The following is a 13,906-nucleotide window of genomic DNA, read 5'->3' on the forward strand; positions in this document are numbered from 1 at the left end:
GAGACTTGAAGTATGGACTTTTTCGAAATTTCCAGTAAGACTGTAGCTTCCCTAACTCGGAATGAGCGGATTTTATTTGACTATGTCGTTAAGAATATGAATTTAATTAAAAATCAAAGTATTCGAGAAGTTTCTGCAGAATGCTTTGTTTCAACAACAACTTTTTTGCGTTTTGTAAGAAAGCTTGGATTTACTGGTTATAGCGAGTTTACAACAGTCTTAAAGTTCACTTTACTTGGGCATACAGAGCTAAAACCGTCCCCATTTGTCGTAGAACAGTCGGATTATCGTGAAGAATATTTGAAAAACATTATTGAATCTGTCCGAGTTTTAGAACCAAGTAAAATCAAGAAAATCACCAAAAAACTAGTAAGCAAACCGCGAATTTATTTTTTTGCTAAAGGGCTGAGTAAACATGCTGCGAAATACATCAAATATCTCTATACAATGAGCGGATTTTTGGTAGAGTTTCCTGAAGATTATCAGTATCGCCAAGCTGTATTGCCGCATATTGGTAAAGATGATTTAGTTTTTATCCTTACGTACGGTGGACATGACATTGAATTAATCCAAACTGCCCAAAAACTAAAAAGCAGAAATGAAACGCCCATGTTGATTTCGATTACTGGGGCTGATAATAATATTATTCAAAATATGAGTGATATTAATTTATATATTTTTACAGATGAAATTGAAATGAATAATTTAGATATTACTTCTCGCATCTCTACAATTGCAATTATGGAGCTAATCTTATACCAGTTTATGGAAGATGAAACTAGTAGTTTTTAATTGTTAAGAATTGATAAATAAGTCACAAGTCTGATACAAGGAGACTTGACTTGTGGTAAAATGAACTTTGACTTTTAAAAAAAGAAAAGGAAGTGAGTGCCTGGTGGATTTTATTACCTATATCATTGATTTTATTTTGCACATTGACCAACATTTAGTGGAGATTATAAATAATTTTGGAATTTGGACTTACATTATTTTGTTCCTGATTGTTTTTATAGAGACTGGATTGGTAGTATTTCCATTTTTACCAGGAGATTCATTACTATTCGCAGCCGGTGCATTATCTGTATTAGATGGTTCGATTTTACATATTGTTCCGCTAATTATTACTTTATGGTTAGCAGCAGTTCTAGGCGATACAGTGAACTATCATATCGGTAAAAAGATTGGAACATCCATACCAGAAGATAGCTGGTTTGGGAAACTAATAAATAAAGAAAAAATGGAAAAAGCGGAGGCGTTCTTCAATAAACATGGTGGAAAAACAATTTTTATTGCTAGGTTCATGCCTTTTATTCGCACGTTCGCGCCATTTGTAGCTGGAGCAAGCCGTATGAATTATCGTTATTTCTTAAATTATAATATTTTAGGGGCAACTGTTTGGGTATTACTTTGTACGCTCGCGGGTTACTTCTTCGGGAACTTCCCAATCGTTAAAGACAACTTCTCGTTAGTAGTAATCGGAATTATCGTAGTTTCCGTTATCCCAATGGTAGTTTCGTTCATTAAAAGTAAAATGGACAAAAAAAGCGCAGAATAATCTCTGTGCTTTTTTTATTTCCCGGGAAATCTCTCGCATACATGACAAACTTTTGGGGTAATTAGTTAGGAAGAGGTGATGAAAATGGAACAAGCATTGAATATTACATCTGAAATTGGCAAACTCCAAACAGTTCTTGTAAAGAGGCCGGGTTCTGAACTCGAAAATATCACACCAGAATACCTAGAATCTTTATTATTTGATGATATACCGTATTTAAAAATGATGCAGAAGGAACATGATTTTTTTGCTAAAACAATGAAAGATTCAAACATCGAAGTACTCTACTTAGAAAAACTAGCTGCTGAAGCATTACGAGAAGCTAACAATAAAGAGTCTTTTTTAACGAAAATGATTAAAGAATCCAATCAAATGGACGAAAGTGCGCTATATGTACGAGATTATTTGATGTCTTTTGACGAGGAAGAAATGATTAGAAAACTTATGTCCGGTTTAAAAAAATCAGAAATCCCCGAACGCAAAAAGAAACACTTAAATGAAATGATGGACGAACAATATCCATTTTTCCTAGATCCATTACCAAATTTGTATTTCACTCGAGATCCAGCAGCTGTTATTGGTAACGGTGTGACGATTAATAGAATGTTCCAGCCAGCTAGAAGGCGAGAGTCGATGTTTATCGAGCTGATTTTGAAACATCATCCTCGTTTTAGTAATCAAGAAATTCCGGTATGGTCAGGGCGCGGAGAGCCGTTTTCTTTAGAAGGTGGAGATGAGTTAGTTCTAAATGAAGAGACTGTTCTTGTCGGTGTATCTGAGCGAACGGATGCACGAGCAGTCGAACGGCTTGCAGAAAGTTTATTTAGTCGTTCTCCAAAAATTAAACGAGTTTTAGCTGTTGAAATTCCTGAAACAAGGTCATTTATGCATTTGGATACGGTTTTCACCATGGTTAATTTTGCACAGTTCACGATTCATCCAGCAATTCAAAATCAACAAGGAGAACTTAATATATACATTTTAGAAAAAAGTGAGAATGGATTAGAAATTACTCCGCGAAGAGATTTTCAGCGCGTGATTGCGGAGGTTTTGGATGAGCCAGAAATTGATTTTATTCCTTGTGGCGGAGAAGATGTAATTGTTTCGGCGCGAGAGCAGTGGAATGATGGGGCAAACACGTTAGCAATTGCTCCTGGAGAAGTAATTACATATGATCGAAATCAAGTATCAAACGATCTGTTAAGAAGTGCGGGTATTAAGGTTCATGAAGTGATTAGTTCGGAGCTTTCTAGAGGCCGCGGGGGGCCAAGATGTATGACGATGCCGCTTGTTAGAGAAAATCTAAAATAAGTCTTTAAAAACGAGAATTCCCCTGCAAAACAAGACTTTCGTAAAAAGTATTGCCGGCTATTTTGAGATGTGCTATAGTGTTTTCAAACCAGAATTTTCGAGAAATATCTTGCTGGTTAGTTAGCGCTATGATATAATATTTTATTGTGAGTAATTATAAATTATTCCTTGCTCGCTCTTGATTTTAAGGCTTGCTAAAGGCAGTCTGAATTTCAGGGATATGGTATGGTTTCATGCTATATCAGAGCCGCTTAAGACCACAAGGAGGTGTAGAGTAGATGGCTAGAAAGTACGAAATTATGTACATCATTCGCCCAAACATTGAAGAAGATGAGAAAAAAGCTGTTGTAGAACGCTTTGACGGAATCTTAACTGAAAATGGTGCGGAGATCATCGAATCAAAAGAATGGGGTAAACGTCGCTTAGCATACGAAATCAATGACTATCGTGATGGTTTTTACCACATCGTGAAATTAAACGCTGATAAAGCAGATTCTATCAACGAATTTGACCGTTTAGCTAAAATTTCTGATGATATCATTCGTCATATGGTAATTAAAGAAGAAGCATAAGAATTCATTCAAGGCTAGGACCTTGATTTACTAAACGAGAGGAGGTTGGTTTTGCATGATGAATCGTGTAGTACTTGTAGGACGCTTAACAAAAGATCCTGAATTACGTTACACTCCAGCTGGTGTGGCTGTTGCGACTTTTACATTAGCTGTAAATCGCACTTTCACTAACCAACAAGGAGAACGAGAAGCTGACTTTATTAATTGTGTTGTTTGGCGTAAACCGGCAGAAAACGTTGCTAATTTCCTGAAGAAAGGAAGCATGGCGGGCGTTGATGGCCGTGTTCAAACTCGTAATTACGAGGGGAACGACGGTAAACGTGTTTATGTGACTGAAATTGTAGCAGAGAGTGTTCAATTCCTTGAACCGCGTAATTCTAATGGCGGTGGCGGAAATAACTATCAAAGTGGCAATAACAACAATAATTATAATAGCGGTGGAAATAACTTCGGACAAGCACCTACAAATAACGGTGGATTCGGACAGGACCAGCAACAATCTCAAAATCAAAATTATCAATCCACTAATAATGATCCTTTTGCAAGTGATGGTAAGCCAATCGACATTTCTGATGACGATTTGCCATTCTAAATTCATTTTAGCGGTTTGAACTTTAAGATAGGAGGAACTTTCAATGGCTGGAGGACGCAGAGGCGGACGCCGTCGGAAAAAAGTATGTTACTTTACTTCCAATGGTATTACGCATATCGACTATAAAGATGTAGAACTTCTTAAAAAATTCGTTTCCGAACGTGGTAAAATTTTACCTCGTCGTGTAACTGGAACAAGCGCTAAATATCAACGTAAACTTACTGTTGCTATCAAACGCTCACGCCAAATGGCATTACTACCATTTGTTGCTGAAGAAAAATAAATTAATTTTAACAGTCTAGAATTCATTTCTAGACTGTTTTTTCATAAATTAGACCTTGGATCATGTGAACCTAGGACCTAAGAAGGAAGTTAATGCTATTTATTCATGTTATTCTTATATAGAAGTAAAAAAATGCACAGGGGGAAACAATTATGTATAGAAAATTAGCAACAGTAGGGATGACGGTATTATTAGTAGGAGCATTATCAGCATGTAGTTTTAATGATGATAAGGATACATCATCAAATAATAGCAGCAATGAAACTACTAGTAGCAAAAGCAGTAATAATGAAAGTTCATCAGATAGCTTGCAAAACAAAAGCTTCGATATGAGTTATGAAGACGCGATTAACGCATTCAAAGACAAACATAGTGATGCAGAAATATCTAGCGTTGAATTAGAGAAAAGCTTGGGAAAATATGTCTATAAAGTTGATGGGATTTCAAATGATAATGAATACGAAATGAAATTCAATGCTGAAACAAAAGAACAACTAAGTGATGAAACAGATCGACTTGACCGAGAAGATGCAGGTGGAGTTGAAAAAGAAAACGAAAAACTTAGCTTAGATGGAATTAAATCACCAAAAGAAGCCATGGATAAGGCTGTTTCTGAACAAGCTGGTGACGTAACAAGTTGGAAAATAGAAAGAGAATTAGATACAACTTATTATGAAGTGACAGTAAAACAAGATAATAACAAATACGAAATCAAACTAAATGCAAAAACTTTAGAAATTCTTCAAACGGAACAAGACGATTAATAAAATGGAAAAGCCAACTGTGAACATTCTTTTACAGTTGGCTTTTTTAATGAATAAACTTACTTAAATAAAATATTAATATGGGTTTTTAAACCTATCATACAGTCCTTTTTACACGATTGAATATTCTGAAATGTATCCAAAAAATCGGCAATTTTGCTCTTTTTTGGTCGTTCATGACAAGAATCGGACATTTCATTACATTTTTGGTTATTATGGGTAAATTCGTTGTAAAATATTAGTGGAGGTGAATTAGTTGAGTAATTTTACTGCAAAAGTCCCTTTGTCAGAAAGAATGGCGGATGTGCTGATTTCGAAAGACCGCTGGAAAGATGATGAAGAAGGTTATTTAAAAGTAAAATATGGACTGGAAATAATTCTAATTAATGTCATGAAGTTTGCTCTCGTATACGGTATTGCCTTAGTAACAGGGTTATTACTGCAAACAGTGACAGTACATCTGTCATATTTATGGCTCAGACGGTATTCTTTTGGATTACATGCAACCAAAACATTGAATTGCACGTTAATTAGCTTGATGATGTTTGTGCTTGCGCCATTTGTTTTTCAAAATATCCCCTCTAATAATTGGATTGTTTTAGGTACATTTGGATTTATACTGCTCAACATGTTTCTATTCGCTCCGGCAGACACAGAAAGTTTGCCTTTAATCGGTGAAGAACACCGGAAAACACTAAAAAGAAAAGCGATGATAGGGACGCTAATTTTAACGGGAATTGCGTTGCTAATACCATTCGCAGAGATGAAAACATTAATCATGGTAGGATCTTTGTTTCAGGTGATAAGTATTAATCCACTTACTTACAAACTATTGAAAAGGAGGTATCGGAACTATGAAAAATATGAATAAATCAGTTGGTAAATTCCTTTCTAGAAAACTAGAAGAACAATCCATGAAAGTTGCGGATTCTTCTATGAGTAAAGCTTGTTTCATGTTTGTATACGAACCAAAAAGTCCATTTGTGAAAATGCAAGAGAAAAACGAAAATAAATAAATTTAAAACTGTATAACATCAAAATTCATGCTAAAATAAAAAGAAGGCAAACTTACATATTTAAACATAGATATTTTAGACAGTGGAGGATTAATATGTTTAGTATTTTGATGGCAATTATACAGATAACGGGTATTTTTATTGCAATCCAGATTTTAACAAACAAAGTTTTTTCAATTAAAGAGGGATTGGTTACTATAGCAATTGCTATGCTAGCCTTCCCTTTATTTACATTAGTTCAATACTGGTCGATGATTTTTGTATTGATTGTTTTTGTAAGTGCCTTATATTGGAAAAATAAAAATGTAGTAGTTTCAGCTTCTATTACGCTTGTGGTTATTATTTTACTTACTATTAGTGATTCTATAGTAGGTTTTATTTTAGTACCGGGCTTGAACTTTAAATATGATGAGATATTTAATGAACTGTTACCAACGTTAATTTATTGTGCGGGAATGTTGGCGAATTTGTTGGTATTTTCGTTTCTTCTTAGAAAATTGATTGAAAAAGTTAATATTTCTAGATTTGTAGAACATAGAAAATATGCATATATTATTTTTTCTATCGTTGCTCTTACTGTCTTAGCATTCTATATGAACATTTATGCGGGATCAATAGCGGGATTCGATGGATCAGTTTTGAAGATTAATACCCTTATTTTTACAGGGTACACCATTTTGTTAATAGTTATAGTGACGGTTGTTATTAATACAGCAACCAACGAACTTAAAGTACAGAATCAGAAGGAGCAGCTAGAACAGTTACAGGATTATGTTACTACATTAGAGTCCCTGCATAGAGAAATGCGCGTTTTTCGTCATGATTATGTGAATATCCTGTCAACACTTGTTGGATATATTGATAATAATGATATGCCGGGTTTGAAGTATTACTTTGAAAATAATATTGTACCTATAAATAAAACAATTGAATCTAACAACTATAAGATTTCTTTGCTTCAAAATATTCATGTGATTGAACTAAAGGGTTTGCTAGCTGTTAAATTAATACGAGCTCAAGAGTTGAAAATTGATGCAATTTTAGAAGTAGTTGAACCGATTGATAAGATTTCGATGGATAGCATAGATTTGTGCAAAGTTGTCGGGATTTTGCTAGATAATGCGGTTGAAGCGGCGCTAACTTGTGAAAATCCAGTTATACGAATCGCTTTTGTGAAAAAAGGTGATAGTATAATTATTGTATTTGCGAATAGTTTACCAGTAAATATGCCACCGATTTATAAAATATTTGAAGAAGGTTTCTCTACAAAAGGAGAGGGTCGTGGATTAGGCCTTGCTAGTTTGCGGGAAATTATGAAGAAATATTCGCACGTTGCCTTAGATACGAAAGTGACCGATAGAGAAGTTATTCAAGAATTAGAAATTATGTAGAAGAATGGGGATGAATTTATGCTACCGGTTTTTATTTGTGAAGATAACAGAATGCAGCGAGAAAGGTTAACGAAATATATTGAAGACTATATTATGGTTGAACATTTTGATATGAAGTTAGAACTTTCAACAGGAGATCCGTTTGAGTTAGTATCACGAATGCCTACACATCAAGGTATGGGGCTTTATTTTTTAGATATTGATTTAGGGCAGCCGGACATGAATGGTTTTGAATTAGCTCAGGAAATTCGGAAGTTTGATCCGCGTGGTTTCATTATTTTTATTACAACACATGCGGAGTTAAGTTATATGACTTTCACGTATAAGGTGGAAGCGCTTGATTACATTATTAAAGACGATATTGATTTGCTGCATGACCGGGTACTTGCCTGTATGAAGCAAGCAGAAGAACGGATTTCCAATGATCAAGATATGCAGAAGTATTTTACGTTTAAAGTGTCGGATAAGAAGATTATTCATGAACTTTTAGACGATATCTTATTTTTTGAAACAGCCCCAACTATTCATAAAGTAATTTTACATGGCAAAAATCGCCAAGTGGAATTTTATGGTAAGTTGAAGAATATCGAGAAAATGTTGGACGAATCATTTTATCGGTGCCACAGGTCGTATATTGTGAATAAGAAAAATATTCATGAGCTGGATACGACAAAAGGTGTGGTGAAGATGTCTAACGGTGAAAATTGTTACGCATCATCGAAATTAATTAAAAGCTTGAGTTTATAAAAGTGGCCTTAAAGGTCGCTTTTTTTGTACAGTGGCAAGTTTGGATTTGATGAAATGGGTAAATATAGGTAAAATAATAGTGATGAATTGTTAGTTAAGTTTATGTTATGATATAGATACTCAAATTCAGACAAAAGGTATGTAAAAAAATGGGGAGCTGGATGAAATGTCAGGCTATTTTCAAAAACGAATGCTTAAATATCCACTATACGGTCTGATTGCAGCGACAATTATTTTGAGCGTAATCACGTTCTTTTTTTCGTGGTGGTTATCGGCGTTAGTTGTTGTTGGCGGAATTATTCTTACGGTTGCGATGTTTTATTTTGAATATCGCTTGAATGAAGATGTGCAACTATATGTTTCTAATTTAACGTATCGGATTAAGCGTAGTGAAGAAGAAGCGCTTGTTGAGATGCCGATGGGAATACTTCTGTATGATGAACATTACAAAATCGAATGGGTTAACCCGTTTATGTCGAAATACTTTGATAAGGCAGAGCTAATTGGGGAATCTTTGGAAGAAGTAGGACCTGAATTTTTGGACGTTATTACTGGGAATGATGAGAAGGGGATTATGTCGATTGCTTGGCGTGATCACCGCTTTGATACGATAGTAAAGCGTAAGGAACGGATTTTGTATTTATATGACCGAACAGAATATTATGATTTAAATAAGAAGTTTCAGGCGAATAAATCTGTTTTTGCGGTTATTTTCTTAGATAATTATGATGAATGGGCGCAGGGCATGGATGATAGACGTCGCAGTGCTTTAAATAATTTGGTGACGTCGATGTTGACTAACTGGGCCAGAGAACATCGTATTTATTTGAAACGGATTTCGACAGACCGCTTTATGGCCTTTTTGACGGAGGAAATGTTGAAGCGGTTGGAGGAAGAGAAGTTTCAAATCTTGGACCGGATTCGCGAACGGACGTCGAAGCAAAATATTCCATTAACGCTTAGTATTGGGATTGGTTATAAGGAAGATGATTTGATTCAGCTGGCCGATTTGGCACAGTCTAGTCTGGACCTTGCTTTAGGGCGTGGCGGAGATCAGGTCGTAATTAAGCAACCTGAAGGAAAAGTGCGTTTTTATGGCGGGAAAACAAATCCGATGGAAAAACGGACTCGTGTTCGCGCACGTGTTATCTCGCAAGCCTTGCAAGAGTTGATTACGCAAAGTGACCAAGTTTTTGTTATGGGGCACCGCTATCCGGATATGGACGTAATTGGTTCGAGTCTTGGAGTGATGCGGATTGCGGAGATGAATGATCGGAATGCTTATGTGGTCGTGGAACCTGGCAAAATGAGTCCAGATGTGAAGCGATTAATGAATGAAATTGAAGAATATCCAAATGTGATTAAAAATATAGTTACACCGCAAGTCGCGCTAGAAAATATCACGGAGAAGAGTTTGCTTGTGGTTGTTGATACGCACAAACCTTCGATGGTTATTAATAAGGAATTGCTTGACTCGGCTACGAATGTGGTGGTTGTCGATCACCATCGTCGTTCAGAGGAATTTGTTGGAAGCCCGGTGCTTGTTTATATCGAACCATATGCGTCATCTACTGCCGAATTGATTACGGAGCTGTTTGAGTATCAACCGGATTTAGAGCAGGTTGGGAAAATCGAGGCAACGGCGCTTCTTTCCGGGATTGTGGTTGATACGAAGAACTTTACGCTACGGACTGGGTCGCGAACGTTCGATGCGGCGAGCTATTTACGGTCGCTTGGTGCGGACACGATTTTGGTTCAGCAATTTTTGAAGGAAGATATTACTACTTTTACTCAGCGGAGTCGTTTAGTTGAGTCGCTTGAAATTTATCATGATGGTATGGCGATTGCGACTGGACATGAAGACGAGGAATTTGGCACAGTTATAGCTGCGCAGGCGGCAGATACGATGCTTTCGATGGAAGGCGTGCAGGCATCCTTTGTTATTACGCTACGTCCGGATAAATTAATCGGGATTAGCGCGAGATCGCTTGGTCAAATCAATGTGCAAGTCATTATGGAAAAACTAGGCGGTGGCGGACATTTATCGAATGCAGCCACACAGCTTAAAGATGTTACAATTGCAGAAGCAGAAAAACAATTAATTAGCGCCATTGATGCGTATTGGAAGGGAGAAACATAATTATGAAAGTTATTTTCTTGAAAGACGTAAAAGGTAAAGGTAAAAAAGGTGAAACTAAAAATGTTGCTGATGGTTATGCAAACAATTTTTTAATTAAAAATGGTTACGCAGTTGAGGCTAATAATGCGGCTTTAAGCACTCTTTCAGCGCAAAAGAAAAAAGAAGATAAATTAGCTGCTGAAGAACTAGCTGAAGCAAAAGCTTTGAAAGAAAAAATGGAAAATTTAACAGTGGAATTAAAAGCGAAGTCTGGTGAAGGCGGCAGATTGTTTGGTTCTATTACATCTAAACAAATTGCTCAAACGCTTGAAAAAACACATGGTATTAAAATAGATAAACGTAAAATGGATCTACCAGAGGCAATTCGAACTTTAGGGCATACGAAGGTGCCGGTGAAGTTGCACCATGAAGTAACGGCAACACTTGATGTACATGTGAGTGAAGAATAATTTTTCTTAAGGGAGCGTAAGACAGTGGATAATAATTTCCAGGACAGAACACCACCACAAAATATTGAAGCCGAACAAGCTGTACTGGGCGCGATATTTCTTGAGCCAAATGCGCTGATTACCGCTTCTGAAATTTTAATGCCGGATGATTTTTATCGAACTGGTCACCAAATCATTTTCGAAACGATGCTTGATTTGAACGACCACGGGAAGGCTGTCGATGTTTTAACAGTATATGAGGCGCTTGCTGCCAAGGGTAATTTAGAAGATGCGGGCGGTTTGCCTTATTTGACGGAATTATCCGGTGCTGTACCGACTGCGGCTAACTTGGAATACTATGCCCATATTATCGAGGACAAGGCGCTTCTAAGACGTTTAATTAGAACTGCTACCCAAATTGCAACAGATGGATATTCGCGCGAAGACGAGCTCGATATGCTTATGGACGAAGCGGAAAAGAGTATCTTGGAAGTTTCGCAACGTAAAAATGTTGGTGCATTCAAGAATATTAAAGATGTCCTAGTTAAAACTTATGATGATATTGAAATTTTGCATAATCGCAAAGGTGATATTACTGGGATTCCAACTGGATTTAACGAGCTGGATAAAATGACAGCTGGATTTCAGCGGAATGATTTAATTATTGTTGCCGCGCGTCCTTCTGTTGGTAAAACAGCATTCGCCCTAAACATTGCGCAAAATGTTGCAACGAAAACCGACGAGAATGTGGCCATTTTTAGTTTGGAAATGGGTGCGGAACAACTTGTTATGCGGATGCTTTGTGCGGAAGGAAATATTAATGCGCAGAATTTACGGACGGGTGCTTTAACGAGCGATGATTGGCAAAAGCTGACAATCGCGATGGGTACACTTTCTAATTCGGGGATATATATTGATGATACGCCGGGTGTTCGGGTGAATGAAATTCGTTCCAAATGTCGCCGTTTAAAACAAGAAACTGGTCTTGGTATGATTGTGATTGATTACTTGCAACTGATTGCAGGGAGCGGTCGTGGTGGCGAAAATAGACAACAAGAAGTTTCTGAAATTTCTCGGTCGTTAAAAGCTTTGGCGCGAGAACTTGAAGTGCCAGTAATTGCACTTTCGCAGTTATCTCGTAGTGTAGAGCAACGTCAAGATAAACGCCCAATGATGTCAGATATTCGTGAATCTGGTTCGATTGAGCAAGATGCCGATATCGTAGCCTTTTTATACCGGGAAGATTACTATGACCGGGAAGGTGAAAATGATGGCACGATTGAGATTATTATTGCGAAACAACGTAATGGTCCAGTTGGTGACGTGAAACTAGCCTTTGTAAAAGAATACAATAAGTTTGTGAATTTAGAAGTGCGGTACGACGACGCAATGGCTTAATGAGGAAACCTTGTGAAATTCAAATTAGATTTGGAGTTCGCAAGGTTTTTATTTTATGCAAAAAGGTAACGTATTACTATTAATGTACTTTGAAATTCCCGTAAAAAGATTAAAAAAGCGAACGATAAAATTACCTTACAAATCAATGTTCGTAAATCCATTGACTATTTTAGTGGCAAACGGTACAATGTATAGTGGAAAATGAAGAGGCTATGAAAAACGCATAGCTATCAAAGACCAATTAAATGAGGTGTTTAAATGTCTTCAGTTGTTGTAGTAGGAACACAGTGGGGCGATGAAGGAAAAGGGAAGATTACAGATTTTCTTTCCGAAAATGCAGAAGCGATTGCTAGATATCAAGGTGGGAACAATGCAGGCCATACAATTAAGTTTGATGGCGTAACGTACAAATTACACTTAATTCCATCAGGTATCTTTTACAAAGAAAAAATTAGTGTCATTGGTAACGGTATGGTTGTGGATCCAAAAGCTTTAGTGGAGGAATTAAAATATCTTCATGACAAAGGCGTGGATACTTCTAATTTGCGTATTTCTAACCGTGCGCACATTATTTTACCATATCACATTCGTATTGATGAAGCTGACGAAGAACGTAAGGGCGCAAACAAAATCGGTACAACGAAAAAAGGTATTGGCCCAGCTTACATGGATAAAGCAGCGCGTGTAGGTATTCGTATTATTGATTTATTAGATAAAGAAACATTTAAAGAGAAATTAGAGCATAATCTTGGCGAGAAAAACCGTTTATTAGAACGTTTTTACGAACTAGAAGGCTTTAAACTAGAAGATATTTTAGAAGAATATTATGACTATGGTCAACAATTTAAAGAATATGTTTGCGATACATCTGTTGTTTTAAATGACGCATTAGATGATGGTAAACGTGTATTATTTGAAGGTGCGCAAGGGGTTATGCTTGATATTGATCAAGGAACATATCCATTTGTAACTTCAAGTAACCCGATTGCTGGTGGCGTAACTATCGGTAGTGGCGTAGGTCCTTCAAAAATCAATCATGTTGTTGGTGTGGCGAAAGCTTATACAACACGTGTTGGTGATGGTCCTTTCCCAACAGAATTATTCGATACTATTGGGGACACTATCCGTGAGGTTGGTCATGAGTATGGTACAACGACTGGTCGTCCGCGCCGTGTAGGTTGGTTTGACAGTGTAGTGGTTCGCCATGCGCGTCGTGTTAGTGGCTTAACAGATTTATCGTTAACACTACTGGATGTTTTGACAGGAATTGAAACACTTAAAATCTGCGTAGCTTACAAATTAGACGGAAAAACAATTACAGAGTTCCCGGCAAGTCTGAAAGATCTAGCTCGTTGCGAACCTGTATATGAAGAACTTCCAGGCTGGACGGAAGATATTACTGGAGTTACATCACTCGATGATCTTCCGGTGAACTGCCGCCATTACATGGAGCGTATTGCACAGCTAACTGGTGTGCAGGTTTCTATGTTCTCTGTAGGCCCTGATCGCGCTCAAACACATGTCATTAAAAGCGTTTGGCGTTTAGCTTAATAAAATAAATATCAAGCCCATCTAAGGTGTATTCTTGGATGGGCTTTTTTGCTGTATAAAAATAATAGTGATTCTGGAAAAGTATACAATTTTTTATCCGAAAAATTGAAAAAGTTAACAAAAGGGGAAGGTGTTTGTGAAAAAGGCATCTTTTTGTA

Annotated in this window: 15 protein-coding genes; all 15 read left to right on the plus strand. The window is 36.8% G+C overall.

What is annotated here, in order from left to right; translation table 11 throughout:
- Positions 1-12: 12 nt before the first annotated feature.
- The 15 genes from LMOATCC19117_RS00255 (at position 13) to LMOATCC19117_RS00325 (ending at position 13,748) form a co-directional block, all read left to right on the plus strand.
- On the plus strand, positions 13-792 hold the full coding sequence (locus LMOATCC19117_RS00255) for a MurR/RpiR family transcriptional regulator (RefSeq protein WP_003724877.1): 780 nt from the start codon (positions 13-15) through the stop codon (positions 790-792).
- A 103-nt stretch (positions 793-895) separates the two neighbouring features.
- On the plus strand, positions 896-1,555 hold the full coding sequence (locus LMOATCC19117_RS00260) for a DedA family protein (protein WP_003721665.1): 660 nt from the start codon (positions 896-898) through the stop codon (positions 1,553-1,555).
- Between the two features lie 78 nt (positions 1,556-1,633).
- Positions 1,634-2,866, plus strand: coding sequence for an arginine deiminase (gene arcA / locus LMOATCC19117_RS00265; protein ID WP_003743334.1), 1,233 nt, complete (start codon positions 1,634-1,636; stop codon positions 2,864-2,866).
- Between the two features lie 278 nt (positions 2,867-3,144).
- Positions 3,145-3,438: a 30S ribosomal protein S6 gene (gene rpsF / locus LMOATCC19117_RS00270; RefSeq protein WP_003721667.1), complete on the plus strand. Its 294-nt coding sequence runs from the start codon at positions 3,145-3,147 to the stop codon at positions 3,436-3,438.
- A gap of 55 nt (positions 3,439-3,493) precedes the next feature.
- Positions 3,494-4,030: a single-stranded DNA-binding protein gene (gene ssb / locus LMOATCC19117_RS00275; protein ID WP_003721668.1), complete on the plus strand. Its 537-nt coding sequence runs from the start codon at positions 3,494-3,496 to the stop codon at positions 4,028-4,030.
- Positions 4,031-4,073: 43 nt separating this feature from the next.
- Entirely contained in the window at positions 4,074-4,313 is a 240-nt protein-coding gene (gene rpsR, locus LMOATCC19117_RS00280) for a 30S ribosomal protein S18 (protein WP_003721669.1), read from the plus strand.
- A 152-nt stretch (positions 4,314-4,465) separates the two neighbouring features.
- Positions 4,466-5,077, plus strand: coding sequence for a PepSY domain-containing protein (locus tag LMOATCC19117_RS00285; RefSeq protein WP_003724879.1), 612 nt, complete (start codon positions 4,466-4,468; stop codon positions 5,075-5,077).
- 256 nt (positions 5,078-5,333) lie between these two features.
- Positions 5,334-5,948, plus strand: coding sequence for an accessory gene regulator ArgB-like protein (locus tag LMOATCC19117_RS00290; RefSeq protein ID WP_003727551.1), 615 nt, complete (start codon positions 5,334-5,336; stop codon positions 5,946-5,948).
- Positions 5,932-6,093 (plus strand): cyclic lactone autoinducer peptide, encoded by a 162-nt coding sequence (locus LMOATCC19117_RS00295; RefSeq protein WP_003721672.1) that lies wholly within the window; start codon positions 5,932-5,934, stop codon positions 6,091-6,093. Before LMOATCC19117_RS00290 ends, LMOATCC19117_RS00295 begins: the two co-directional genes overlap by 17 nt.
- 95 nt (positions 6,094-6,188) lie before the next feature.
- Positions 6,189-7,484: a sensor histidine kinase gene (locus tag LMOATCC19117_RS00300; protein ID WP_003721673.1), complete on the plus strand. Its 1,296-nt coding sequence runs from the start codon at positions 6,189-6,191 to the stop codon at positions 7,482-7,484.
- A gap of 18 nt (positions 7,485-7,502) precedes the next feature.
- Complete coding sequence (locus LMOATCC19117_RS00305; protein WP_003721674.1) at positions 7,503-8,231, plus strand: LytR/AlgR family response regulator transcription factor; 729 nt, start codon at positions 7,503-7,505, stop codon at positions 8,229-8,231.
- 166 nt (positions 8,232-8,397) lie between these two features.
- A complete protein-coding gene (gene pdeA, locus LMOATCC19117_RS00310) occupies positions 8,398-10,371 on the plus strand; it encodes a cyclic-di-AMP phosphodiesterase PdeA (RefSeq protein WP_003721675.1) in 1,974 nt (657 codons plus the stop codon).
- A gap of 2 nt (positions 10,372-10,373) precedes the next feature.
- Entirely contained in the window at positions 10,374-10,820 is a 447-nt protein-coding gene (gene rplI / locus LMOATCC19117_RS00315) for a 50S ribosomal protein L9 (RefSeq protein ID WP_003734181.1), read from the plus strand.
- Positions 10,821-10,844: 24 nt separating this feature from the next.
- Positions 10,845-12,197, plus strand: a complete 1,353-nt coding sequence (gene dnaB / locus LMOATCC19117_RS00320) for a replicative DNA helicase (protein WP_003721677.1) — start codon at positions 10,845-10,847, stop codon at positions 12,195-12,197.
- Between the two features lie 258 nt (positions 12,198-12,455).
- Complete coding sequence (locus LMOATCC19117_RS00325) at positions 12,456-13,748, plus strand: adenylosuccinate synthase (RefSeq protein ID WP_003724884.1); 1,293 nt, start codon at positions 12,456-12,458, stop codon at positions 13,746-13,748.
- Positions 13,749-13,906 lie beyond the last annotated feature (158 nt).

Source organism: Listeria monocytogenes ATCC 19117 (genome assembly GCF_000307025.1).
In the GTDB taxonomy this organism is placed as follows: Bacteria; Bacillota; Bacilli; order Lactobacillales; family Listeriaceae; genus Listeria; species Listeria monocytogenes_B.